The sequence below is a fragment of the Arthrobacter sp. SPT-J7 genome, from assembly GCF_059089965.1.
Window position 1 is genome coordinate 366,127 of sequence record NZ_JBNHFF010000004.1, and the last position, 23,541, is coordinate 389,667.

The 23,541-nt window shown below is 64.9% G+C and carries 22 protein-coding genes and 2 tRNA genes; 8 read left to right on the plus strand and 16 right to left on the minus strand.

What is annotated here, in order from left to right; genetic code table 11:
• Positions 1–78: 78 nt before the first annotated feature.
• The 6 genes from AC5RWX_RS09250 to AC5RWX_RS09275 form a co-directional block, all read right to left on the minus strand.
• Positions 79–783, minus strand: coding sequence for an ABC transporter ATP-binding protein (locus AC5RWX_RS09250; RefSeq protein WP_493941131.1), 705 nt, complete (start codon positions 781–783; stop codon positions 79–81).
• On the minus strand, positions 767–2,566 hold the full coding sequence (locus AC5RWX_RS09255; RefSeq protein ID WP_493941130.1) for an ABC transporter permease subunit: 1,800 nt from the start codon (positions 2,564–2,566) through the stop codon (positions 767–769). The genes AC5RWX_RS09250 and AC5RWX_RS09255 overlap by 17 nt, the downstream gene beginning before the upstream one ends.
• A 39-nt stretch (positions 2,567–2,605) precedes the next feature.
• Positions 2,606–3,472 carry an ABC transporter permease subunit gene (locus AC5RWX_RS09260; protein ID WP_493941129.1) on the minus strand — a complete coding sequence of 289 codons (867 nt, stop codon included), beginning with the start codon at positions 3,470–3,472 and terminating at the stop codon, positions 2,606–2,608.
• Between the two features lie 57 nt (positions 3,473–3,529).
• Positions 3,530–4,744, minus strand: coding sequence for a transporter substrate-binding protein (locus tag AC5RWX_RS09265; RefSeq protein WP_494097278.1), 1,215 nt, complete (start codon positions 4,742–4,744; stop codon positions 3,530–3,532).
• A gap of 247 nt (positions 4,745–4,991) precedes the next feature.
• The gene (locus tag AC5RWX_RS09270) at positions 4,992–5,708 is read right to left on the minus strand and encodes a DUF1028 domain-containing protein (protein ID WP_493941127.1); all 717 of its coding nucleotides are present in this window, start codon (positions 5,706–5,708) and stop codon (positions 4,992–4,994) included.
• Positions 5,709–5,750: 42 nt separating this feature from the next.
• Positions 5,751–6,365, minus strand: coding sequence for a helix-turn-helix domain-containing protein (locus AC5RWX_RS09275; protein WP_493941126.1), 615 nt, complete (start codon positions 6,363–6,365; stop codon positions 5,751–5,753).
• 163 nt (positions 6,366–6,528) lie between these two features.
• On the opposite strand from AC5RWX_RS09275, the gene AC5RWX_RS09280 reads away from it, so the two are divergent.
• Positions 6,529–7,803: a M20/M25/M40 family metallo-hydrolase gene (locus AC5RWX_RS09280; protein WP_493941125.1), complete on the plus strand. Its 1,275-nt coding sequence runs from the start codon at positions 6,529–6,531 to the stop codon at positions 7,801–7,803.
• Between the two features lie 442 nt (positions 7,804–8,245).
• On the opposite strand, the gene AC5RWX_RS09285 is transcribed toward AC5RWX_RS09280, so the two are convergent.
• Both AC5RWX_RS09285 and tadA read right to left on the minus strand, forming a co-directional pair.
• Positions 8,246–8,335: transfer RNA gene (locus AC5RWX_RS09285), tRNA-Ser, on the minus strand.
• 62 nt (positions 8,336–8,397) lie between these two features.
• Positions 8,398–8,877, minus strand: coding sequence for a tRNA adenosine(34) deaminase TadA (gene tadA, locus AC5RWX_RS09290; RefSeq protein WP_493944469.1), 480 nt, complete (start codon positions 8,875–8,877; stop codon positions 8,398–8,400).
• A 61-nt stretch (positions 8,878–8,938) separates the two neighbouring features.
• Here tadA and upp point away from each other — a divergent pair, with 61 nt between their 5' ends.
• Entirely contained in the window at positions 8,939–9,574 is a 636-nt protein-coding gene (gene upp / locus AC5RWX_RS09295; RefSeq protein WP_493941123.1) for a uracil phosphoribosyltransferase, read from the plus strand.
• A gap of 509 nt (positions 9,575–10,083) precedes the next feature.
• A complete protein-coding gene (locus AC5RWX_RS09300; protein WP_493944468.1) occupies positions 10,084–10,944 on the plus strand; it encodes a winged helix-turn-helix domain-containing protein in 861 nt (286 codons plus the stop codon).
• Between the two features lie 190 nt (positions 10,945–11,134).
• On the opposite strand, the gene AC5RWX_RS09305 is transcribed toward AC5RWX_RS09300, so the two are convergent.
• On the minus strand, positions 11,135–12,586 hold the full coding sequence (locus AC5RWX_RS09305; RefSeq protein WP_493944467.1) for a dihydrolipoyl dehydrogenase family protein: 1,452 nt from the start codon (positions 12,584–12,586) through the stop codon (positions 11,135–11,137).
• Positions 12,587–12,642: 56 nt separating this feature from the next.
• On the opposite strand from AC5RWX_RS09305, the gene AC5RWX_RS09310 reads away from it, so the two are divergent.
• Positions 12,643–13,164 carry a SixA phosphatase family protein gene (locus AC5RWX_RS09310; RefSeq protein ID WP_493944466.1) on the plus strand — a complete coding sequence of 174 codons (522 nt, stop codon included), beginning with the start codon at positions 12,643–12,645 and terminating at the stop codon, positions 13,162–13,164.
• Between the two features lie 343 nt (positions 13,165–13,507).
• On the opposite strand, the gene AC5RWX_RS09315 is transcribed toward AC5RWX_RS09310, so the two are convergent.
• The 4 genes from AC5RWX_RS09315 to AC5RWX_RS09330 form a co-directional block, all read right to left on the minus strand.
• Entirely contained in the window at positions 13,508–14,395 is an 888-nt protein-coding gene (locus AC5RWX_RS09315; RefSeq protein ID WP_493957371.1) for an RNA polymerase sigma-70 factor, read from the minus strand.
• Position 14,396: 1 nt separating this feature from the next.
• Positions 14,397–14,696 carry a carboxymuconolactone decarboxylase family protein gene (locus tag AC5RWX_RS09320; RefSeq protein ID WP_494097279.1) on the minus strand — a complete coding sequence of 100 codons (300 nt, stop codon included), beginning with the start codon at positions 14,694–14,696 and terminating at the stop codon, positions 14,397–14,399.
• Positions 14,697–14,711: 15 nt separating this feature from the next.
• Positions 14,712–15,239 carry a DUF427 domain-containing protein gene (locus tag AC5RWX_RS09325; protein ID WP_493957370.1) on the minus strand — a complete coding sequence of 176 codons (528 nt, stop codon included), beginning with the start codon at positions 15,237–15,239 and terminating at the stop codon, positions 14,712–14,714.
• Between the two features lie 107 nt (positions 15,240–15,346).
• A tRNA-Arg gene (locus tag AC5RWX_RS09330) sits at positions 15,347–15,423 on the minus strand.
• Between the two features lie 312 nt (positions 15,424–15,735).
• Here AC5RWX_RS09330 and AC5RWX_RS09335 point away from each other — a divergent pair.
• Positions 15,736–17,574, plus strand: coding sequence for a phosphoenolpyruvate carboxykinase (GTP) (locus tag AC5RWX_RS09335; protein WP_493940928.1), 1,839 nt, complete (start codon positions 15,736–15,738; stop codon positions 17,572–17,574).
• A 264-nt stretch (positions 17,575–17,838) separates the two neighbouring features.
• Complete coding sequence (locus tag AC5RWX_RS09340; protein WP_493957369.1) at positions 17,839–18,402, plus strand: hemerythrin domain-containing protein; 564 nt, start codon at positions 17,839–17,841, stop codon at positions 18,400–18,402.
• A gap of 33 nt (positions 18,403–18,435) precedes the next feature.
• Here the strand turns inward: AC5RWX_RS09340 and AC5RWX_RS09345 are convergent, their stop codons facing one another.
• The 3 genes from AC5RWX_RS09345 to AC5RWX_RS09355 all read right to left on the minus strand — a co-directional run bounded on the left by AC5RWX_RS09345 (position 18,436) and on the right by AC5RWX_RS09355 (position 20,960).
• Positions 18,436–18,885 (minus strand): RrF2 family transcriptional regulator, encoded by a 450-nt coding sequence (locus tag AC5RWX_RS09345; RefSeq protein ID WP_493957368.1) that lies wholly within the window; start codon positions 18,883–18,885, stop codon positions 18,436–18,438.
• Between the two features lie 108 nt (positions 18,886–18,993).
• A complete protein-coding gene (locus tag AC5RWX_RS09350; protein WP_493940925.1) occupies positions 18,994–19,485 on the minus strand; it encodes a hypothetical protein in 492 nt (163 codons plus the stop codon).
• Complete coding sequence (locus AC5RWX_RS09355; protein WP_493944462.1) at positions 19,482–20,960, minus strand: phosphohexomutase domain-containing protein; 1,479 nt, start codon at positions 20,958–20,960, stop codon at positions 19,482–19,484. Before AC5RWX_RS09355 ends, AC5RWX_RS09350 begins: the two co-directional genes overlap by 4 nt.
• A 70-nt stretch (positions 20,961–21,030) precedes the next feature.
• Here AC5RWX_RS09355 and AC5RWX_RS09360 point away from each other — a divergent pair, with 70 nt between their 5' ends.
• Both AC5RWX_RS09360 and AC5RWX_RS09365 read left to right on the plus strand, forming a co-directional pair.
• The gene (locus AC5RWX_RS09360) at positions 21,031–23,232 is read left to right on the plus strand and encodes a RecQ family ATP-dependent DNA helicase (RefSeq protein ID WP_493944461.1); all 2,202 of its coding nucleotides are present in this window, start codon (positions 21,031–21,033) and stop codon (positions 23,230–23,232) included.
• Positions 23,233–23,305: 73 nt separating this feature from the next.
• On the plus strand, positions 23,306–23,506 hold the full coding sequence (locus AC5RWX_RS09365; protein WP_494077713.1) for a VOC family protein: 201 nt from the start codon (positions 23,306–23,308) through the stop codon (positions 23,504–23,506).
• Positions 23,507–23,541 lie beyond the last annotated feature (35 nt).

Sequence of the window (23,541 nt, forward strand, 5' to 3'; positions counted from 1 at the left end):
TCGCCGCAGCGGCCGTTGCAACCGGCTCTGTTACCGCTGTATTAGGGCCGGTCATCTGCTCCACCAACGCCCTTGGTGCTAGACGCCTAGGAGTTCGTGTTGGAGGGAGACATCGGTCAGCAGATGATCGGTTGCCAGCTTGCGCACTATCCGCCCTTTATCCATGACATAGGCAACGTCTGCGACTGAGGCGGCGAACTCCAGGTTCTGCTCGACTATCACAACGGTGATGCCGCGACGGCTATTAATGTCTTTGATCTCCCTGGCGATTTGCTGCACGATGGAGGGCTGAATTCCCTCCGAAGGCTCATCCAAGAGAAGGAGGTCCGGTCTGGTGACCAAAGCCCTGCCCAGGGCGAGAATCTGTTGCTGGCCGCCGGAAAGCGACGCGCCGGTTTGCTCAGATTTTTCTTTCAGGATGGGGAACTGCTCCAGCAGTTCGTCGACGATGTCCTGCCATCCGGGCTTTCGCGAGGCGTATCCGGCCACACGTAGGTTCTCCAGCACCGTCAGGTCGGAAAAAATCTGTCGACCCTGCGGTACGTACGCGATTCCGGCCCTGGCACGTTGGTGGGACCTGAGCTTAGTCACGGTCCGTCCCGCTATCTGGATCTCGCCAGCGCTGGCTGCGATCTCGCCGACGATGGTGCGTAGGAGCGTGGTCTTCCCTACGCCGTTTCGTCCGAGCAGCGCGACCAGCTCCCCTTCGGCGACCTCTGCAGTGATGTCGTGCAGCACCGGGGTGCGGCCGTATCCGGCGTAGACCTCATGTATCTGAAGCATTGATGACCGCCCGGCCCAGGTAGATGTCCAGTACTTGTTCGTCGCTGCGGAGCTCTTCGATGGTGCCGCGCCGGAACACTTCGCCCTGATGGAGCATGATGACGTCCGAGTCGAGCTGGCGGACGAAGTCCATGTCGTGCTCGACCACCACAACGGTTGCCCCTTCAGCCAGCCTGTGGACCAAACGGACTGTCCGTGTGGTTTCGTCCCTAGTCATGCCCGCTGTTGGTTCATCCAGCAGGACAACTTCGGGGTGTCCGGCGACCACCATGGCGATTTCGAGCCACTGCCGTTGGCCGTGCGCCAGATCGCCGACCATGGTGTCGTGGCGTTCCACGAGGCCGAAGTCTTTCAGGACCGCGTCGGTGACGGCATCGGACTCCGTGGCGTGGCGTTTTTTGGCGTAGGCGGCAAGCCAGATGTTTTCCCGGATGCTCAACTCGTTGTAGACGCTAGGTACCTGCGTCTTGATGCCGAGCCCCAGGTGCGCGCGCCGGTGCGGCCGCAGGTGGGTAATATCGCGCCCGTCCAAAAGGATTTTGCCGGAAGTCACTGTGTGCCGGCCCATGAGGAGGCCGAAGTAGGTACTTTTACCGGCGCCGTTGGGCCCCAGCAGCGATGTGATGGTGCGGGGGTGGAAGACGGCCGAGACGTCCTTGACTGCGTGGACGCCGCCGAAGGATTTTGTGACGTTGGTCGTGACGAGTTCCCCTGCGCTGGCGGGGCGGTGTTCGGCCAGGTCTCTGGGCCGGGCTCGGGAGACGGAGGGCTGGCGGCCGACCCGCAGACCCAGCCGCCGTAGGCCGGCGAAGACGGCGGCCATGATCCCCTCGGGGGCCAGGAGAACGACCAGAATCATGATTGCGCCTAGGACCAGGGGGGTGAGATCCCCGCCGGTGCCGCCCATGACGGTTTGGATCTCCTGGATGACGATGGCGCCGATGAAGGCGCCGAAGAGGGAGCGGCGGCCGCCGACGAGGGCCCAGATGATGACCAGAGCTGCCTGTTGCAGGCTGAACACGGCAGGGTTGGTGAACTGTCCCCACGCGGCGAGTTCGCCGCCGGCAAGGCCGGCGATCAGGCCGCCGAGGGTGAAAGCGGTCAGGCGGATGCGCCGGACGTCGTAGCCCAGAAGCTGGGAGCGCAGTTCGTTGTCGCGCACGGCTACCATGGAGCGCCCGAACGGCCGGCGCAGCAGCAGGTCCAGCACGAAGACTATGAGGGCTGCCAGGGCGACGACGAAGATCAGTTGGAAGCCGGCGTTCAGGGGAGAGGACAGCGTGCCGAGGGCCGGGATGCCGCTCATGCCGTTGTAGCCGCCAAGCAGCGCCGAGCCGATGTGATATTCCGGGGATCCGGTGCTGGACATGAAGGTCAGGAGAACCAGTGTCACCGCCAGGGTGATGATGCCGACGTAGAGTTCACCGACATTGCCGTAGAAGATGAAGTAGCCGAGGAACAGGGCGAACACCGCCGCTACTATTCCGGCCAGCACTAGCGAGGAGAACGTTTCGCCGGTTATCGGAGAAATGTTGATCGAGCAGACCCCGTAGGCGTAGGCGCCAATCCCGAAGAGCGCCGCCTGTCCGAAGCTGAAGATGCCGCCGTATCCCCACACGAAGGTCAGGCTAACCGCCAACTGGCCGAAGATGATCCACAGCGCCCACTGCTGGGCCAGGAAAGCGGACGAGGCTGCGGCGACGGCGTAGGCGGCAATGACCGCAAGGACGGTCAGGCAGATGCGGCCGGGCAGTGTTCTGGTCTTGTCGAGCAGATAATTCATGATGGCCTCTCGTGGGCAGGAAAGGTGAGGTCCGGTTCTCTAGAACCGCCGGCCCCACTTGCCGCTGATGCCGTTGGGCATGAAACGAAGCAGGACTATGGCTACCAGCAGCAGTGCGATGGATCCGAAGAAGGCCGTGGAGACGTTGGACACGATGCCCTGGATGCCGCCAAGCAGGGCGGAGGCGGAGGCGGTGCCGGTCAGTGGGGCGGCGCCTCCGGAGATGACGGTCATGAAGGCGTTGCCGACATACTGCTGGCCGAAGGTCGGCACCACTCCGGCCAGGGCGGAGAGCAGGGCGCCGCCGAGGCCGGAAAGAGCGGCTCCGAACCCGAACGTGAGCATGTTGAGCCGGCGCACGTCGACGCCGATCGCTGAAGCCATGGTGGGGTCAAGCGTGGCGGCGCGCGCCATGATCCCGTACCGGGTCTTGGTGAAGACGATATATACGAGCGCCAGCATGACCAGCGCGGCTATGTCGACAACGATCAAGTACTCCGAGAAGGAATAGTCGCCGATCTTGAATGAGCCCAAGGGGGTCGGCAGGGATTGGGTGCTGGTGCCAAAGATCAGCGTGACAACCTGGATCATGATTAGGCTGAGGCCCCAGGTTGCGAGCATCATGGCGGCCAAACGGCCGTACAGGAACCGAATCAGGCAACGCTCCATAATGATGCCGAAGACACCGACCGACAGCGATCCCAGGATGGCGGCGAACCAGAAACCGATCCCCAGGCGGTAGAACGTGACAGTCAGGTAGGCCCCAAGCATGAGGAATTCACCGTGGGCCATGTTGATAAGACCCATCATCCCGAAAATGACGGCCAGACCGACCGAAATGATGATCAGCAGCGCGATGCTGTTTGCGATGGAGAGGGCTATGGCAGCGACCTGGGAGAGATCCATGGGAGGCTCCTGCCGGGGCCGGCCCGGAGGCCGGCTCCGCTCGGCTGGGGTGCATTATTAGGGAAGACTGAACTGCTTGTTGACTTCGGGCTTGGCCTGGAGGTCGCAAACGGACTGTTCCCATGCCGGCTTGACCTGAGGCGTGGTGTTGACGATGTCGAAGGATTGCTTGTTGTTGGTCTGGGCGATGCTCACGTCGAAGACGGTGTGATGCGTCTTGGGATCGACGCTCACCGTTCCTCCTGGACCGTTGAAGGTGATGCCGCTCTCGAGGGCCTCGGTAACTTTGGCGCGGTCGGTTGTTCCGGCCTTCTTTACCGCTTCGGCGTACATGTGGATGCCGTTCCACACGTCGATATCCTGAGCGGTCGGCTCCTGGTAGTCCGCGCCGTTGGTTTTATGCCAGAGCTTTTTGAACGCCGCGTTCTCCGGCCGGTCCAAGGCCGCGTAATAGGACGCGGCAACGAAGACGTTATGCGATTCCTTCGGGTCCAAGACGACCTGCTCGCTGCTCAGGCCGAACGTTTCGGACAGGATGGGGGTGTCCTCATTCAGGCCCGCTGAGGCATAGGCCCGGTAGAAGGCCACGTGGTTGGTGCCGACCAGCATCGAGGCGACGATGTCCGGTTTCGCAGCCTGGATGTGGTTGATGATGGAGTTGAAGTCTGACACGTTCAGCGGCACGAATTCGGTGTTGACCACGGTTCCCCCGGCCTTTGTGGTCAGCTGCTGGACCCACTTGGCCGCATTGTGGCCGAAGTTGTAGTCAGCCGCGACAACGTAAACTTTGGGCCCGAACTTTTTGATACCCCAAGGCATCAGAGGCGAGATGGTCTGGTCCAGGGTTGCACCGTTGAGGAACGTGTTTTTGTCACATACGCCACCCTCGTAAGGCTCGTTGTAGATGTAGAGGGTCTTGGTGCGGTCCGCGACGGGACGGACCGCCTCGCGGGAGGCACTGGTAATGCCGCCCATGATGACGTCGACCTGGTCCTGTCCAGCCAACTGGTTGGCGTACTGGGCATACTTGCCGTTATCCGACTGCGGGTCATAACTGACCAACTCAAGCTTGCGGCCTGACACCCCGCCGTTAGCGTTGACGTCATCGACGGCCATTTGCGCGGACCGCTGCATCGGCTTACCAGCAAGAGCGAGGTCGCCGGTCTGGTCCAGCAGCATGCCGACCTTTATCGGGCCCGAACTGTTGCTCTCGGCGCCGCCGCCGCCCAACGCCCCGCCTCCACCGCAGGCGCTCAGTGTTGTAGTTAGCATCAGCGTCGCCGCAACGATACCCATCTGTGCCAGGCGCCGACACCGCTTCGTTCTATCCATGAGGAGGGTGCCTTTCATGAGCCCTGACGTGGGCGTCGGATGAACGGCGGCTACCGTTGCGACGTTCGTTGCGACGTTGACCAAGTCCCCTCAGTATTGGTGCGCTTAGCGGACACTGTCAATACTATGGATACGATTTGTTCATTTATTTGAAGGGAAGGAACCCTGCGCCCAAGTCCGGCTGGGTTTATTGCTGGTTCGCCCGCTCCTCGGGTGACAGCAGAATAAACTTCTCGACGGCCTCGTCGTGGCCACCGATGGGGTCCTGACGGGTGGGCATCATTCTGATGAAGGGCAGGAGCTGGCGCCTGGCCACCTCGTAGACCCGCCGCAGCTCTGACACCGGATCCGGATGTTCGTCAACCCGCAGGTCCAGGTAGGGGTACTCCTCTGCCGCATACACCTTTACTGCTGCGGACTGCCGGCCCCGCTTGTCCCCGCCCACGGCCTGACCGGCTTCCAGGGCTGACACCAGCCGCTCCGGCAGGTCCTTCTCTTCGTTGGACTCGAAGCTGTCCCTCATCGCCTCAAGGGTCACACCGCCTGTCAGCATATTGCCCGCGATGCTGTAGCCGTCTCCGGTCAAGTGCCCGGCCCATTCGGTGCAGTCGGGGCCGGTAAAAGCCACTGCGCCGCCATGGCCGTCCACGATTCCCAACTGCCGCATGTCCCGGCCGGGATCCTGGCTGATCAGTTGTTCTAGAACCTCACCCGCCTTTAAGCCTCGTCGCAGCAAACCCAGGCCGTCTATGCCCAAATAAGGATTAACCCAAGACTGGGTGGCGATGGCGCCTATCCCTGGCCCACCGAAGCTACAGATAGCTCCCACGGCCGGTACAGCAGTGGAAACCGCCACGCCGGTCATGCCGGTACGCGAACAGCGGGCAGTGATCGAAAACGTCACGGTCGTCTCATTTCTGCTTGATGAGGAAAGGCTGCCGGCCAGCTAGAAGGATGGCGGTGTCATTGCGCCAATGACAACCGCATCTTCTGATGTTGAGTTGCGATACCAGTGCGGCAGCGAAGAGTCATACGTCAACGAATCCCCTTCCGCAAGGTCGTAACCCACACCATTTACGCAGACGTACAGTTGGCCCCGCAGTATTGTCACGCACTCCTCGCCGGCGTGCCTGAACGGGGCATCCTCGTTGTCCCAGCCCGCCGCTAGCTGGGCCCTCAGCAGGCCGAGTTGTCCATGCATGTGAGGAGTAAGAAGCTCATAAACCAAGTTGTCCTCGGCGACTTCAAGCCGCCGCCTGTCATCGCGCTTCACGAGCGCCCCGCCTTGGCCCTCCGTGTTAAAAAAGCGTCCCACCGGAACCTTGAGGGCTTGAGACAACTTGATCAGGGTAGTCAGGGACGGATTGCCCTGGCCTCGCTCGATTTGGCTGAGCAGTCCAGGGCTAAGGTCGGCTGCCGCAGCCAAGCCACCTATGCTGACCCCGGCATCCCTTCGCAATTGCAGCACCAACGCCCCCACCGCCGTCATGGCTCGCTCGGCCTGGTCCTCTACGCCGGAGAGATCGGCTCCGACGGCAACATCTTGGGGGTTGAGTTTCATCCCCCAATGGTCCACTCTGGTGAACGTATCGTCAAGATATTGAACGTTGCATGAGGGGCGGTCGTCGTTCGAAACAGCTGACCGTCCTCTCCCGCTGAGGAAGAAGCTGACGATGACAACGCCCTTGTCCCCAGCCGCCACCGGCCCTTCTTCGGAGTCGGGCGTGGATGAGTCCAATGAAGTCGCTCTGTTGTGCTCAAAACTTATTCGTTACGACTCATCTGCCCGCGGCGGGCTGGAACGCGGTATCGCAGAACAAGTCGCGGAAGAGCTATCCTCTGCGTCCCTGCAAAGCAGCTTGCTCGAGCAACAACCCCGTCGCACGAACGTGATCACACGAATCGAAGGTACCGACAGCGGAGCGCCCGCACTGCTGGTCCATATCCACCTCGATGTGGTTCCGGCAGACCCCGGTGCCTGGCAACTACCACCGTACGCCGGCGAGATCCGAGACGGGTACGTCTGGGGCCGTGGCGCCGTGGACATGAAAAACATGGCAGCAATGACGCTGGTTGCCCTGCGCCAGCTTCTCGGCAGCGGTTGGCGCCCCCGGCGGGACATCGTTCTGGCTTTCGTGGCCGATGAAGAGCTCGGAGGGTCCGCAGGCGCCGGATGGCTGGTAGAAGATCACTCTGATTTGTTTGAAGGATGTTCCGAGGCAGTCGGGGAAGCCGGCGGCTTCAGCCACGAATTCGCACCGGGCCGCCGCGCCTATCTGGTGCAGTCAGGTGAAAAAGGCATTGGCTGGCTGCGGCTAGTGGCCCGGGGCCCGGGGGGTCACGGGTCCATGCGCCACACCGAAAATCCGATCGTCAGGCTGACTGAGGCAATACAACGTCTGGAGCACCACGACTTTGGTCTGATGCCGTGTAACAGCACGGCCGCCCTTATAGATGCAGCAAAGAGGTGGCACCACACTGATGACGCAGAATCAGCTCTCAACCGGACCGGTCCCCTCGCGAAACTGCTGGTCCCAACGTTGCGGAACACATACAACGCCACGGAACTGCACTCCGGCCTACAGCACAACGTCGTCCCTCCTGAGGCCGAGGCGCTCATAGATGGGCGCTTCGTGCCAGGATACGAAACGGAGTTCTACCAGGATATCGAGGACCTGCTCGGCGACCTCGTGGAAGTCCAAACGGTATTCCACAACAGGGCTCTCGAAACCTCGTTCACGGGCCCCGTTCCCGATGCAATAATCAAGTCGCTGGCAGCCGAAGATCCTCACGCATCGACCGTACCCACCTGCCTTCCCATCGGAACCGACGCCAAGCACTTCGCACGCCTCGGGATGAAATGCTACGGCTTCGTCCCCTTGCAGCTGCCAAGCTCCTTTGACTTCCCTGCCATGTTCCACGGCGTTGATGAGCGCGTCCCCGTGTCCGCCTTAAACTTCGGAAAGATGGTCCTTCAACGTTTCTTCAGCGCCTGCTGAGAGGTTTCAGGCGCGCAGCTCGAAGAAGCACAGCGGTTTAGTCTGGCGCGGAGCGACTCGAAGGGGGCAAGCAGCAGGCCCACGTACGTGCTCGAGCGGATCGCGTAAGAAGGCCGCAAGACTCCTGCTGCTCGCCAGCCAACGTCCTAGCGAACTTCAGCACTTTCGCTTGTAAGAGACAACGACGTCCCTTTGGATCGGTGTTCTCATGCCCTGAACCCTTAGTCCGAACCAGCCTCGTTTTTCTGCTGCTTCGGCGTAGGCCATTACCGTCTCGGGGACGGAAGTTGTTCCGCCGGGCGGTGCCGGGGATCGGCGATGCGCTACCCCAACAAATCCCACATAAACAAAGACGTAGGCGTTGCCGCCGGAGTCTGCACGATAGATGCACCACGCCTCTCCCAGGAATGAAGAAAACCCCCGGATTGCCGGGGGTTTTCTGTGGCGGTGACGGTGGGATTTGAACCCACGTTGGCTGTTACACCAAACAACATTTCGAGTGTTGCACCTTCGGCCGCTCGGACACGTCACCAACGCGACAACTTTACCCGTTGTTGGCCCTGAGCCCCAAAACGGCCAGGCGGGACGGCTGCGTCAGAGCCGGAGATCGCCGCGGTGGCTGGCAAAGAAGCCCCGCAGCATGGCGGCCGATTCCTCGGCCCGGACCTCCGGGTACACCTCCACCCAGTGGTTCAACCGCCGTTCCCGCAGGATGTCGAAGACGCTTCCGGCGGCGCCGGCCTTCTCATCCCAGGCGCCGAAGACCACCTGCGGGATCCGGGCCAGCACAATGGCGCCGGCGCACATGGCGCACGGTTCAAGAGTGACCACCAGGGTGCAGCCGTCCAGCCGCCAGGTTCCGAGCTTTCGCGCAGCCTCTCGGATGGCCACCATTTCGGCATGTCCGGTGGGGTCGTGGAGCGCTTCCCGCTCGTTGCGTCCGGAACCTAGCACCTCGCCGTCGGGCCCCACCACCACCGCGCCGATCGGGACATCGAATGTGTCCAGGGCCAGCCGGGCCTGGTCCAGGGCAAGGCCCATCCAGTGACTATGCTGCGGATCAATTGGGCCCATGGCACCATTCTGGCAGGCGCGGTGTTTGTCCCTGCTATCCGGCTGCCGGTAGTTTTGGGGGATGCGCGTTCTCGAAGTGGACCATCCTCTTGTTGCCCACAAACTCACCGTTCTCCGCGACAAGACCACTCCGTCGCCCGTCTTCCGCCAACTGACCGAAGAACTGGTGACCCTGCTCGCCTACGAGGCCACCCGTGAGGTCCGCACCGAGCCGGTCGAGATCGAGACACCGGTGACCCTGACCATCGGCACCGCCTTCACCAAGCCGACCCCGCTGGTGGTGCCGATCCTGCGCGCCGGCCTCGGCATGCTCGAGGGCATGACCAAGCTGGTGCCGACCGCCGAGGTCGGGTTCCTGGGCATGGCCCGCCATGAGGAAACCCTGGACGTGATCACCTACGCCGAACGGCTGCCGGCCGACCTCACCGGACGCCAGGTGTTCGTGCTGGATCCGATGCTGGCCACCGGCGGCACGCTGCGCGAAGCCATCAAGTTCCTCTTCGCACGGGGCGCCGCCGACGTGACCTGCATCTGCCTGCTCGCCGCACCCGAAGGGCTGCAGGCACTGCGCGACGAACTGGAGGACACCAACGTCTCCATCGTGGTGGCCTCCATCGACGAGAGGCTGAATGAGAAGGCCTACATCGTGCCCGGACTGGGCGACGCCGGCGACCGGCTGTACGGCGTGGCTGGCTGATCCCGGGAGACCACCCGAACCCCAACCGAGGGGCTGCCCCTCCCGCGAGGTGTGTCCACATTTTGGACACCTTGCAAAGCCAAGAGTTTTCGTTCTACGTGCTCTCACTCAGCGGCCCTCCAGGTGAAACGTGAATATTTATGCGATCAAAGCTTGAAGTAACGCTCTGAACCGATAAACATTCACCCGGTTTGGTGTGATCCCGCGCACAAATATGCTGATTCGTCTCACCATGTGAGATAAGCAGGCTTATATTACTTGCACGTAAGCATTGTTACGAGGAAACTCATGGATGTGAACAACAACGCAACAGCATCTGCAGCCGCAGCCATCAGTCACGGGGTGTCTCCCCGCGAACTGACGGACTGTTGCCGAATGCAGGCCTAACTCACCACCCCAGAGTTATCCAGGCAATTCAACTGTCCAATGGCGGGCGCCAGATACACATCCCGTGCGGGCATGCCATGCATTCGCGCCGCGATGACGGCCATTCACACATGAGGTTCTCAATGTCAGTTTCATCCGGATACGTCCACATCTCCGTCCGTAACGCACAGAACCGGGCGGCAGCCGCCCAGCGTCAGGCCTCAGGACAGCACCCGCAGTTCGGCGCGCAACCGCACCAGGGGGAGCAGCAGCCCTACCGCGTGCTGCGTGCGGTTCCGGGCCAGTACGACGCCGGTGCAGCCAATCCGACCACGGCGCCGACTCCTGTGGTCACCCCGAATGGAATTCCTGGCCCGCAGGCAGTCTCAAACGACACTGTTGCCCGCGGCTTTGTTCTCTACGTGGGCCTGGATGAGGAAGCCGCCGCTGCTCAGGGAACCTCGCTGAGCAAGCTGGCCGCCCAGGTCCGTGCCTACGTGCAGTCTCTCGCCGCGGGTGCCCAGACCCACGGGGCCGTAGCCCTGGCCCCGGCCGACGCGCCGGGCGAGAACATCGATGTGGTCCGCCAGGCCCTGGGTGACCCCACCGTCAGCCGGCGTCCGCGCACACCGGCGGTGGAGATCCAGCGCCAGCCGCAGCAGGCCTCGCATGCCAGCCGGCCGAGCGGCGTGCTGATCGATCTGTCCCGCCGCGAGGTGCACCTGGACGGCGAGACGCTGAACCTGACGTTCAAGGAATTCGAGCTGCTCAACTACCTGGTGGAGAACGCCACCCGCACCGTGGGCCGCGAAGAGCTGCTCTCCGGGCTGTGGAAGAACGCCGAGGAAGTTCCGAACGAACGCACCATCGACGTGCACATCCGCCGGCTTCGGTCGAAGCTGGGCCGCCTGGCCAACACCGTGCGCACCGTGCGTGGCCAGGGGTACCGGTTCTACGAGCACCCGGAAGTAGTCGTGTGGGCTGCCCCGGAGTACTCGATCTAGCTCTCCGCTCGCCTTCGCGAAACAGCTCCCGAACGGCGGCAACGAACGCTCTTCGACTCCCAATCCTCGCAAGCTCGGATCGGGTCCCTCGTCGAATCTCTTAGCAAGCCCTAGAGGGCTTTTGGAAGTATTAAAGCCGCCTTCCTTGGGAGCTGTTCCGCTTCTTGAGGAACGTCACCTCGATCCTCCGTTAGAGGCCGTATTTTTCGAGCAGGCGGAGCCAGACTTCACTGATGGTGGGGTAGGAGGGGACGGCGTGCCAGAGACGGTCCAGCGGGATTTGGCCGACGACGGCGATTGTCGCCGCGTGCAGCAGTTCGCCGACGCCGGGGCCGGCGAAGGTCATGCCCACGATCACCTTGCGCTCCTCGTCCACCACCATCTGCGCCCAGCCTTGGTAGCCGTCGGCGTACAGCGAAGAGCCGGCGACGGCGATCGGCAGCTCGGTGGTCGAGATGCTCAGTCCGCGTTCCCCGGCCTGGGCTTCGGTCAGCCCCACGAAGGCGACCTCCGGATCGGTGAAAACCACTGAAGGCACCGCCGCGTCGTCGGCCGTGTTGGCATAGCGGCTCCATGGTTCCGGATCACCGTCCAGTTCGCCGGCAGCGCGGGCCGCGATCGCATTTCCTGCCGCCCGTGCCTGGTATTTGCCCTGGTGGGTCAGCTGCGCCTTGCCGGCCGCATCGCCCACCGCGTACAGCCAGCCGCCGTCCAAGCCGGTGACCCGGCCGCTGGCGTCCACGGTGAGATGCTTCGGATCCAGTCCCAGATCCTCAAGCCCGAGTTCGGACAGGGCCGGGTGTCGTCCGCTGGAGACCAACAGCTTGGCTCCCGTAACGGTGTCGGTCGTCCCCGTCTCCCCGTCCGAACCCGCCGCCGTCAGCGAGAGGGTGACGCCGCCGTCGTGAGCATCCGCACGGGAGGTTGCGGTGTGCAGGTGGATCCGCACCCCGTCGCGGCGCAAGCCAACTTCCACCAGCCGCCGGGCCGGTTCGGGAAACTTCGCCAGCAAATCACCGCGGGCCACCAACGTGACATCGGTACCCAGCCGGGCGTAGGCCTGAGCCAGCTCGCAGCCGGAGACGCCGCCGCCCAGCACCAGCAGGCTCTCCGGGACCTCTTGCGCCGCCGTTGCCTCGCGGGTTCCCCAGAAGTCGATCTCGGCCAACCCGTCCACCTGCGGCACGGTCGGGGCGGATCCAGTGGCCAGCACGACGGCGTGGCGCGCGGCGATGCGCGTCTGCGTCCCGGCGTCGTCCGTGACAGTCACCTCGCGCGGACCGCTGAGCCGGGCGGTACCGCGGAGCAGTTCGATGCCGGCCCCGTCCACCCACTCCACCTGGGAGGAGTCGTCCCAGTGCGAGGTGAACGAATCCCTGCGGGCCAGCACCGCTTTTGCGTTCAGGCTGCCGGTCACGGCTTGGGCGGCGCCCTGGACGCTGCGCGCGGCCTGCAGCAAGGTGCCGGGACGCAGCAGGGCCTTGGACGGCATGCAGGCCCAATAGGAGCATTCGCCGCCCACAAGTTCCGCTTCCACCAGGATGGTCTTCAGTCCGCCGCTGGCGGTGCGCTCCGCCGCGTTTTCGCCGACCGCGCCGGCACCAATCACCACTACGTCCGCTTCAAGTGTTTGCTCAGGCATGTGCCGAGCCTTGCACCGCACCGTTGAGGTGGCAAGGGGCCAACTACACTCGTGGTGTGAACGACCACCACCTGAAGAAATTGATGATCATGCGCCACGCCAAGGCTGCTTGGCCGCTGGGGGTCGAGGACCACGAACGGCCGCTGGCCAAGCGCGGGCACGACGAGGCGCCGCTGATCGGACGCTGGATGGTGGAGCACGACTCCATCCCCGACTTCATCCTGTGCTCCTCGGCGCTGCGTACCCGGCAGACCTGCACCTGGGTGTGCAACGAGCTGGGGGAGAAGGCGCCGACGCCGATGCTCTCCGACGAGCTGTATGACTCACCCGGGGCGAGGGTGCTGTCCGAAATCAACCAACTGCCCGACACCATCACCTCGCTGCTGGTGGTGGCCCACATGCCGGCGGTGCAGGATCTGGCAATGCGGTTGGCGTCGGTGGACTCGGACGAGGAGTCCGTGATGGACATGGCGACTCATTACCCGACGTCCGGCCTGACGGTGCTCCAGCACGCCAAGAGCTGGGCCGAACTGGACGGGCGCGACGCAGCGGTCACCAATTTCGTGGTGCTGCGCTGAGCGGATGGGTCCAGGTGCGGCGGTTGGTGCCGGCGCAGGGCTGCCTCTGGATCGAGTGCGCCGATATGGCCCTTTCCGGCGCGCTGTTTGGGCCATATCTGCGCATTCCTTTTGTCAACAAGGGGTGCTCCGGGCCCGAGCTCAGGGCACCAGCTGGGAGGCCATCGCCGCCGTGCTGGGTGTCAGCAAGCAGGCGGCGCACCGGAAGTGCCGGCACCGCGCCGCGGCTTAGGGATGTGTGGGGCCGCGGCGTAGGGATGTGGCGCGGGGAGCGGAGCCGGGTGAGCCTCCACGCCCGTTAGGCGCAGCCCCCTGCGTCGACCACACGCGAACGCGGCGTCGGTCAGACGCGGATGTGGCGAAGCTTGTCCGGGTTACGCACTAGGTAGATTTCCCGGACGAGGCCGCCGTCGATCCTGAAGCTGGCCACGGTATCCACCGCACCGTCAGCATCAACGGCAACCAAGGCAGGCAGCCCGTTGACCTCGGCCACACGCAGCTGGACCGGGGTGTCGGGCTTGCTGGTGACACCGAGCAGGAAGCGAAGCACCTTCTCCACCCCGAGGATAGGCCGCAGCGCCGCCGACTTCTGCCCGCCGCCGTCGCTGGTGAGGACGACGTCGGGTGCCAGCAGCCCCAGCAGCGGCTCAACCACTCCGGTGGTGGCCGCGCGCAGGAACTGTTCGGTAATCCGCTTGTGCAGGGCCGGGTCCACCTGGTTCCTCGCCTGACGGCTGGCCACATGGGTGCGGGCGCGCGAGATCAGCTGCCGCACCGCGGCCGGAGAGCGGTCCAGTGTGCTGGCGATCTCCGGTGCCGGATAACCGAAGACCTCACCCAGGATGTAGGCGGCGCGTTCCAGCGGTGAGAGCTGTTCCAGGACCACCAGCATGGCCAGCGAAACATCGTCGGCCAGCACAGCGGCTTCGTCGGGCGCCGGGGCGGCAGCGGCGGCAGGCAGGGTGCTGACCGGTTCGGGCAGCCACGGGCCCACATACTCTTCGCGGCGCCGCTGCTGCGTGCGGATCTGGTTAAGCGCCAGGTTGGTCACCGTCCGGAGCAGGTAGGCACGAGGCTCCCGGACTTCCTCGAGGGGCACCTCGGCAAAGCGCAGCCAGGCCTCCTGCACTACGTCCTCGGCGTCCGCCGCGCTGCCCAGCAGCCGGTAGGCCGCGCCAAAGAGCAGACCCCGGTGCTGCTGGAACACGTCAAGGTTCGACTCCGTCGTCACTTCAGCCTCCAATGCTGCACGTTTCCTTGAATCCTTGGCTCGTCAGGCGCATGGCTGCGTTTACTCTAGAACGCTGGTTCTCCACGCCAGTCAGGCAAGTCAGCTCGGCCAGCTGCGCCGGGCTCAGGTTTTGCCTCAGCCTATCCATAAGTTCATCCGTGACGGCCGAGAGCGTGGCCGTCATGGCTTCGGCATATTCGGGCACGTCACGCTCCGATTCGCTCTTCCCGGTGGCCGCGCGCCATGGGGGACCGACCGCGGCCTGGTGCCGATAGTTGGCCCTTAGCCGCAGCAACGTCACGCGCGCGGGCTGCGCTCACCACCCGGCCGTGCCCGGGCCACCCTTGAACGGACCAACGATCTGCGTGGTGATCCAACCGCCGTAGAAGTCACCATTCTGGAAGGTCACCTGCTCGCCGTTGAGCTCGCAGGAGTCCATGTGGCGCGGGTAGAGGGCCGCCCGGGTGCTGAGCGACTCGAAACCCGAGGCGGGTTCCGGGTACGTCCACCCGGCACGGGGAGCGACGGCTCCGCCGGCCACGACGTCGAAATAGTGGGCTTCTCCTTTGAACTCGCAGAAGCTAGTGCCCTCGATCGGGACGAGTACACCGGCCGGGAATGAGTCCAGTGGCAAGTAGTAGACGGGGGGATGACTCGTCTCCAGAACGCGCACCGCATCGGTGGTGTCGGCAATCACCTCGCCGCCAAGCCGCACGATGACCCGTTCCGATCGCGGCTCAACCCTAGGCGGCCGGGGGTAATCCCACACCGATTCTTGACCGGCCTTGAGTTTGATGGGCTGGGGCGGCCGGAAAGTGCCGGAAAAACCGTGAGCAGGAGTCATTCACCCATGCTGCCACTGCGCGCTGGGATCCAGCCGTGAATGAAGAACCCACAGCGGTCAAAAGGGCAGAAAAAATGCGGCCCGGTCGGTGACCGGGCCGCATCTGTTGGTGCGCCCAGAGGGATTCGAACCCCCGGCCTTCTGTTCCGTAGACAGACGCTCTATCCAGCTGAGCTATGGGCGCTTGGCCTCGCGGCCGGATACAACTGTAGCGTGTTTACCGGACGCCGCCAAATCGAGCAGTCGAACCCCCGTTCCGGCCCGGAATTCCGCGCATTAAGGGTCCGCAGTGTCGGTGAGTCCCCGTGAACGCCATATGAACTAGACCGGTCTATATGACCTTAATCACATTATTGACGCCGGTCACATCCAAAAACCGCGGAATCGCGGGCCTCATCCTACTCGACCCAGCGCGGCGGGTGATCCGGCCCCCGACTGGTCTAGCCGGTGGCCCATAGCATCGATACACACCACTGGCCCAAGAAAGGGATGAGTCATGGGCGATACAACGCGTCAGCCGGTTCTTGAGGAAACACTTGGGGACGCCCCAACTACACACGCAAAGCTTCTGGCCTGGGTGGCCGAAGTTTCCGAGCTGACGCAGCCCGACTCTGTGTATTGGGTGGACGGCTCCGAAGAGGAATACGCACGTCTGACCGACCATCTGGTCGAGGTTGGCACGCTGCAGCGGTTGAACCCCGAGCTGTTCCCGAACTCGTTCGTGGGTTCTTCCGACCCCAAGGACGTGGCCCGCGTTGAAGAGCGGACCTTCATCTGCTCCGAAAAGGAAGCAGACGCCGGGTTCACCAACAACTGGATGGATCCCGCGGAGATGAAGGCGATCCTCACGGAACGCTTCTCCGGCAGCATGCGCGGACGCACCATGTACGTCATCCCGTTCGTCATGGGTCCGCTGGATGCCGAGCAACCGCAATTCGGTGTGGAGATCACCGACTCCGCCTACGTGGTCGCCTCCATGCGCATCATGGCCAGGATTGGCACCGACGTGCTGCGCAAGATGGAAGCCGAGGACGCCTTCTTCGTGCCGGCGTTGCACTCGGTGGGCGCCCCGTTGGAGCCCGGCGAGGCCGACGTTGCCTGGCCGTGCAACGAGGAAAAGTGGATTGTGCACTTCCCGGAGGAGCGCTCCATTTGGTCCTACGGCTCCGGCTACGGCGGCAACGCGCTGCTGGGCAAGAAGTGCTACGCCCTGCGCATCGCTTCGGTGATTGCCCGCGACGAGGGCTGGCTGGCCGAGCACATGCTCATCCTCAAGCTCACCAGTCCGCAGGGCAAGTCCTACAACATCGCGGCGGCCTTCCCGTCCGCTTGCGGCAAGACCAACCTGGCCCTGCTGGATCCGACTATCGAAGGCTGGAAAGCCGAGACCCTCGGCGACGACATCAACTGGATGCGCATCGGCAAGGAAGGCGAGTTGCGTGGGGTGAACCCGGAGTACGGGCTGTTCGGCGTTGCGCCGGGCACCGGCTGGAGCACCAATCCGAACGCCATGCGCGCCATCGCCAAGGGCAACTCCATTTTCACCAACGTGGCATTGACCGACGACGGCGGTGTCTGGTGGGAGGGCATGACGGACGAAGTGCCGGCTCACCTGATCGACTGGGAAGGCAACGACTGGACGCCGGATTCCGGGCGCCCCGCCGCCCACCCGAACTCGCGCTTCTGCACCCCGATCTCGCAGATCGACATGCTGGCACCGGATTACTACAGCCCCGATGGTGTGGAAATCCATGCGATCCTCTTCGGCGGCCGCCGCAAGACCACCATTCCGTTGGTCACCCAGGCCCGCTCCTGGACCAACGGCATCTTCATGGGCTCCACCCTGTCGTCGGAAACCACGGCAGCCGCGGCCGGCGCGGTCGGCGTGGTCCGCCGCGACCCGATGGCGATGCTTCCGTTCATGGGCTACAACGCCGGCGACTACCTCAAGCACTGGGGCACCATCGAGGGCAAGGCCAACCCGGAGCGCCTGCCCAAGGTCTTCTTGGTCAACTGGTTCCGCCGCACGGCCGACGGCGGCTTCGCCTGGCCGGGCTTCGGTGAGAACTCCCGCGTGCTCAAGTGGGCCATCGAGCGCATCGAGGGCACCGCGGATGCCAAGGAAACGCCGATCGGCTACATCCCGACCGGCGAGTCCATCGACCTCACCGGGCTGGACATGACTCCGGAACAGGTGGAAGAAGCCGTCAAGGTGGATCCGCAGGAGTGGAAGGAAGAGCTCAAGGGCATCGAGGAGTGGTACGCCCAATTCGGCGACGCGCTGCCAGATGAGCTGGCCGCCGAACTGCAGCAGCTGCAGGCCCGCTTCGCCTGACCAGTAACGATGGCCGCCATGGCGGCCCCGGATGAGACCCCTGCGCAGACGTGCAGGGGTCTCATCCTTTAACCTCCGGTTGACGCCGTCAGGCGCCAGGCTTCAGGCACATGCGATTTGCCGCCTCCGGTCTAGACCACCGCCAAGGATCGCGCCCCGCGGGCCGTAGTGGCGCGCCGGACCATAGACGCTGCCCGGCGGCATTGGTATGTTGATGCCCCAACTCGACCGCCCAAAAGCAACAACCCACTAAGGAGGCGTTTCATGGCTGCCACTGATGGCGCGGATGTCGTCGACATCCTCACCGCAGACCACGAGGACATGATTGACCTGCTCAGCCAAATCGAGCAGACCGCCGACCCAGGCCAGCGCCGCGACCTGGCCGATACCGTCATCGCCGAGGTGATGCGCCACGCCGTGGCCGAGGAGATGCTCGTCTATCCCGTGATTGAAGAGCACGTTCCGAATGGCAAGGAAGAGGTCGAGCACGACAAGGAGGAACATGAGGAAATCGTCCAGCTCATGAAGCGGATGGAAGACGTTGACTCATCCGCCCCGACCTTCATGGAACTGGTCAGGGAACTGGAGGGAAAGTTGCGCCACCACGCGAACGACGAGGAGATGGAGCAGTTCCCGAAGCTGCGCGCGAACATTCCCGAGGCCAAGCTCCGGGATTTGGCCGAAAAGGTCCAGAACGCCAAGAAGGTTGCGCCGACGCGGCCTCATCCCAGTGCGCCGCATTCTGAACTGTTCCACAAGACCGTTGGCCCCGGTGTTGGCATGGTGGACCGGCTCCGCGACAAGCTTTCGGGGCGGCACACCGGCTGACAGGGCCCGGGCCAGCCTGCGGAGCAGTGTGGGTCAGGCCGGGCGGCGGGTGAACAAGGTCACTAGTACCGGCTCCATTTGTGACTGGTGCGGCAGCGCCGACACCACAACGGGGTCGAGTTCGAGGTAAAACGCCTCGCGCGCGCGGCGCAGGGCCCCGCGCAGCCCGCAGTTGTTGTTCATCGGGCAGTCGCCGTTGGGGGACTCGCAATCCACCAGGTCCTCGCGCGCATCCAGCCTCCGCAGCAGGCTGCCCACCGTCGCGGCCCGTCCGGCGGGGCTGATCCGGACGCCGCCGGACCGGCCGCGCACCGCCTCGATGAGTCCGAGCCCGCGCAGCTTCAGCACCGCCTTGCTGACGTGGTTGTACGGCGTTCCGACGCCGTCGGCAATGCTCTGCGTGGTCATCAACTGCTCGTCCGGGGCTGCGGAGAGCAGCATGAGCGCCCGCAGGCACACGTCGGAGAAGGCATTGATACGCATGCTTGCCATATTAGTCGTCAGTCGGCGGCCGGATTCCCGGCTGTGCCGCGCCTCACGGCGTGTCCCGGCACCCGTGCCGGCAGCGTGACGGGCGGCGGGTGGGGCGGATCAGTCCGGCCCGGTGTCTTCGGCTGGTTCCTGATCGGGCCAGACGAGCCGTTCCTGCGGATCCACGAAGGGGTCCGGGTAGCTCCACTTGCCGTCGTCGTCGTGATGGTAAGGCTGGATGGCGGAGACGGCGACGCCGGTGGAGTGCTCCACCGCAATCTGGATTGCGTCGGCGTCCTCTTCGGGCAGGAAGATGTCGCTGATTACTGCAACGGCGCGGAAGTCGCCGCGTTCCTGCCGCAGCGTGGCATACAGATCATCGATCATGCCGTCCACGTTGACTTCGGCTGCCTCGGTTGCTTCCGCGTCCAGATCATCGGGGGAGACCACCACCAGGCGCAGTCCGCCGTCGTGGGTGGTGACCAGCGCGGCGGGCAGGAACGCGCCGTGGTCGGTCAGCTGCTCCTGGGCCACGCCCAGTCCGGTGCCGAACAGGGTGTCGATGTCGGCAAGTACCTCGGCGGGAATGCCGTCACGCCACGACGCACTCATGCGGCTTCCCGGACCCGGGCCAAGACATGTTCGCGGAGGGTGCTGAGCAGCGCCGGGTTGGTGGCTTCGGCGTTCAGGCGCAGGAACGGTTCGGTGTTGGAGGGGCGCAGGTTGAACCACCAGGATCCGTCGTCGGCAATGACGGTGGTGCCGTCGAGGCGGTCCACGCTCACGCCGGTTCCCGCGTAGGCGGCCGGGCAGGTGGCGGCGGTGGCGGCGGTCCCGCCGACGGCCGGGGCGGCGGCCAGCGTGGGGGCGAAGTCAGCCAGCACGCGGGCGACGGCGGCGGCCTTGTCCTCCACCTGCGAGTTCAGTTCCCCGGTGGCATGGTAGGGGTCGTACTCGTCGGCCAGTTCCGAGAGCGGCGCCTGCTGTTCTCCGAGCGCGGCCAGCACGTGCATGGCGGCGAGCATGCCGGTGTCCGCGTTGTAGAAGTCACGGAAGTAGTAGTGCGCGGAATGTTCGCCGCCGAACACTGCCTTTTCTTCCGCCATATGCGCCTTGATGAACGAGTGGCCCACCCGGGTGCGCACGGCACGGCCGCCGGCAGCGGAAATGGCCTCGGGCACGGCGCGGGAAGTGATCAGGTTGTGGATCACCGCCGGGTGTTCTTCGCCGGCGGCCTGGGCGCGGGCGATTTCCCGGCGGGCGACCAGCGCGGTGATCGCCGAGGGGGAGACCACGGCCCCGGTCTCGTCGATCACAAAGCAGCGGTCGGCGTCGCCGTCGAAGGCCAGCCCGATGTCCGCCCCGTGCTCCCGCACGGCGGCCTGCAGGTCCACCAGGTTTTCCGGCTCCAGCGGGTTGGCCGGATGGTTGGGGAAGGTGCCGTCCAGCTCGAAGTACAGCGGCACGATCTCCAGCGGCAGCGCCGGCAGGAGGCTGTCGCCGAGCACTGCGGGAGTGGTCATTCCGGCCATGCCGTTGCCGGCGTCGACCACCACTTTCAACGGGCGGATGCCGGTCAGGTCAACCAGCGAGCGCAGGTACCCGGCATAGCCGGAGAGCACGTTGGTTTCGCTGATGGTTCCCGGTTCGGTGCCGTCCGGAATGCCGGTTTCCAGGTATTTCTGCGCGCGGTCGCGGATGTCGAACATGCCGGTGTCGGAGGAGACCGGCACGGCGCCGGGCTTGGCCATCTTCATGCCGTTGTACTGGGCGGGGTTGTGGCTGGCGGTGAACACCACCCCGGCTGCGTCGAGGGAGCCGCAGGCATAGTAGAGCTCGTCGGTGGAGATCAGTCCCAGCATCAGGATGTTGGCCCCCCTGCCCGCTGCGCCGTGCGCGAAGGCGGCCGCGAACTCCGGGGAGGACGGGCGCATGTCTCCGCCCACCAGCACCGTCTGTCCGGCCAGGGACAGCACGTCAACGAAGGCCGCACCGGTCGCCTCCACGGTTGCGGCGGTTATGGTCTCGCCCACGATCCCTCGGACGTCGTAGGCCTTGAAGGACAGGCCAAGATCTATGCTGCTCACTGCACCAGCTTATAAGGGGCTCCTGTGGAAAAGGGACAGCTTGTCAGCTGCGGCTGGAATACTGGGGATCATGGCTGAGCGGATCGACGGGACAACGGACACGGCGGCGGACATCGCCACACTGGAAACGGCTGCGGCCGGGCAGGGCGGCGGAGCGCTGCGCCAGGAGGCCACGGCGCTGCTGCGGGCCCTGGTGGGCAATGAAACCGCGGAGTTCCACGAGGGCCAGTTCGAGGCCGTCGAAGCGCTCGTCTCCGCGGGGCGCCGGGCACTGGTGGTGCAGCGCACCGGCTGGGGCAAGTCCGCGGTTTACTTCGTGGCGAGCCTGCTGCTGCGCCGGCGGGGCGCCGGTCCCACGCTGATCGTCTCGCCGCTGCTCGCGCTGATGCGCGACCAGGTGGCCGCAGCCGAACGCGCGGGCGTGCGGGCCGCCGCCATCAACTCGGCCAACCAGCTGGAATGGGGGCAGATCCAGGAGCAGCTGGCCGCCAACACGGTGGATGTTCTGCTGGTGTCGCCGGAGCGGTTGAACAATCCGCGCTTCCGGGACGAGCAGCTCCCGCAACTGGTGGGCAGTTCCGGCCTGCTGGTGATCGACGAAGCCCACTGCATCTCCGACTGGGGCCACGATTTCCGTCCCGACTACCGGCGGATCCGGGACCTGATCGGAAAGCTCCCGGACCGGGTTCCGGTGCTGGCCACCACGGCCACCGCCAACTCCCGCGTGGTCCATGACATCGAAGAGCAACTCGGCGTGCGTTCCACCGGGGAGCACGACGGCGGGGTGCTCACCATCCGGGGGCCGCTCGCCCGTGCTTCGCTGCGGCTGGGAGTGCTCCGGCTGGCCAGCCCGCGGGCCCGGCTCGGCTGGCTGCTCACGCATCTGAACGACCTGCCTGGCAGCGGCATCATCTACGCGCTCACGGTCTCCGCAGCCGAGGATACGGCCAGGCTGCTGCGTGAGGCCGGCCATGCGGTGGCCGCTTACACCGGCCGCACCGATCCCGCTGAGCGGGAGCAGGCGGAGGCGGCGCTGAAGGAAAACAGGGTCAAGGCGCTGGTGGCCACCAGCGCACTCGGCATGGGCTTCGACAAGCCGGACCTGGGCTTCGTGGTCCATCTGGGGGCACCAAGTTCCCCGGTGGCCTACTACCAGCAGGTGGGGCGTGCCGGCCGCGGAACCCCCAACGCGGACGTGTTGCTGCTGCCGGGCACCGAGGACCGGGACATCTGGGAGTACTTCGCCACCGCCTCGATGCCTAACGAGGGGACCGCCACCGCGGTGCTGCGCGAGCTCGCCGCTCCCGGCACGGTGCTGTCCACGGCGGCGCTGGAAACGCTGGTGAACCTGAAGCGGTCGCCGCTGGAACTGCTGCTGAAGGTCCTGTCCGTGGACGGCGCGGTGCGCAAGGTCAGCGGCGGCTGGGAGGGAACCGGCCAGCCCTGGGCCTATGACGCGGAGCGCTATGGGCGCATCGCGCAGGCCCGGGTGGCCGAGCAGAACGCCATGCTGGACTACGAGAACACCTCCGGCTGCCGGATGGAATTCCTCGCCCGCGCGCTGGACGATCCGGCGGCCGCCCCGTGCGGTCGCTGCGACAACTGCGCCGGGCCATGGTACTCGGACAGCATCGCGGCCGAGGCCACCGAAAGCGCCGGCGCCGCCCTGCAGCGGGCCGGCGTCGAACTGGAGCCCCGGGCCATGTGGCCCAGCGGGATGGACAAACTGGGTGTACCGGTCAAGGGCAAGATCCCGCCGGCCGAAGCCAACGGCAGCGGCCGCGCGCTGGCCCGCCTGACGGATCTGGGCTGGGGCGGGCAGCTGCGGGAGGTCTTTGGCTCCGATGCGCCGGACCGGGAGGTGCCCGCCGGCATGCTGAAAGCCTGCGTGCAGGTCCTCGCCCAGTGGGGCTGGGCCCAGCGGCCGGTGGCCATCGTGAACGTGCCGTCGCGGAGCCGGCCGCTGCTGGTGCAGTCGCTGGCCCGTGGACTCTCGGAGATAGGCCAGTTGCCGTACCTCGGCGAACTCGCTGTGCCGCACGGCGGTCCCCGCAGTGGCCCGGGCGGCAACAGTGCCTTCCGGCTAGCCGATGTCTGGGACCAGTTCCAGGTCCCCGACGGTGGTGAAGCATGGCTGGCGCAGAACCGAGGCCCGGTGCTGCTGGTCGACGACCTCGCCGACAGCCGCTGGACGCTCACCGTGGCTGGCCGTGCGCTGCGCCTGGCCGGCGCCGAATCGGTCCTGCCCTTCGCGCTTGCGCTCAAGGGCTGATTTCTCCGAGGAGACACGGGGCCCGGATTGCCGCCGCGGTCCGCTGGTGCATAGCCACGGTTCATGGATTAACGTGCAAAACGATCAAGAACCGGCTGCATTTCGATCTGCGGGCCGATGGCGCGCCCACCGCCCAACAGGTCGATCGGCTGCTCGCCCTCGGAGAGCGCGGAGAGTAGACGGCGGCCAGGCGCCCGATGTCAGCTGGGTGGTCCTCGCCGATCCCGAGGGCAACGAGTTCTGCCTGTTGTCCCGATCCGTTCAGGACCTCTAAGAGCAGGACTGACCTCCGGTACTGGAACTGGCGAA

Coding starts and splice junctions, on each gene's coding strand:
- AC5RWX_RS09255 (WP_493941130.1), bottom strand. CDS start 2,566: ATGAATTATCTGCTCGACAAGACCAGAACACTGCCCGGCCGCATCTGC.
- AC5RWX_RS09250 (WP_493941131.1), bottom strand. CDS start 783: ATGCTTCAGATACATGAGGTCTACGCCGGATACGGCCGCACCCCGGTG.
- AC5RWX_RS09275 (WP_493941126.1), bottom strand. CDS start 6,365: ATGAAACTCAACCCCCAAGATGTTGCCGTCGGAGCCGATCTCTCCGGC.
- upp (WP_493941123.1), top strand. CDS start 8,939: ATGCGCGTTCTCGAAGTGGACCATCCTCTTGTTGCCCACAAACTCACC.
- tadA (WP_493944469.1), bottom strand. CDS start 8,877: ATGGGCCCAATTGATCCGCAGCATAGTCACTGGATGGGCCTTGCCCTG.
- AC5RWX_RS09300 (WP_493944468.1), top strand. CDS start 10,084: ATGTCAGTTTCATCCGGATACGTCCACATCTCCGTCCGTAACGCACAG.
- AC5RWX_RS09260 (WP_493941129.1), bottom strand. CDS start 3,472: ATGGATCTCTCCCAGGTCGCTGCCATAGCCCTCTCCATCGCAAACAGC.
- AC5RWX_RS09360 (WP_493944461.1), top strand. CDS start 21,031: ATGGCTGAGCGGATCGACGGGACAACGGACACGGCGGCGGACATCGCC.
- AC5RWX_RS09305 (WP_493944467.1), bottom strand. CDS start 12,586: ATGCCTGAGCAAACACTTGAAGCGGACGTAGTGGTGATTGGTGCCGGC.
- AC5RWX_RS09325 (WP_493957370.1), bottom strand. CDS start 15,239: ATGACTCCTGCTCACGGTTTTTCCGGCACTTTCCGGCCGCCCCAGCCC.
- AC5RWX_RS09340 (WP_493957369.1), top strand. CDS start 17,839: ATGGCTGCCACTGATGGCGCGGATGTCGTCGACATCCTCACCGCAGAC.
- AC5RWX_RS09350 (WP_493940925.1), bottom strand. CDS start 19,485: ATGAGTGCGTCGTGGCGTGACGGCATTCCCGCCGAGGTACTTGCCGAC.
- AC5RWX_RS09265 (WP_494097278.1), bottom strand. CDS start 4,744: ATGCTAACTACAACACTGAGCGCCTGCGGTGGAGGCGGGGCGTTGGGC.
- AC5RWX_RS09335 (WP_493940928.1), top strand. CDS start 15,736: ATGGGCGATACAACGCGTCAGCCGGTTCTTGAGGAAACACTTGGGGAC.
- AC5RWX_RS09345 (WP_493957368.1), bottom strand. CDS start 18,885: ATGCGTATCAATGCCTTCTCCGACGTGTGCCTGCGGGCGCTCATGCTG.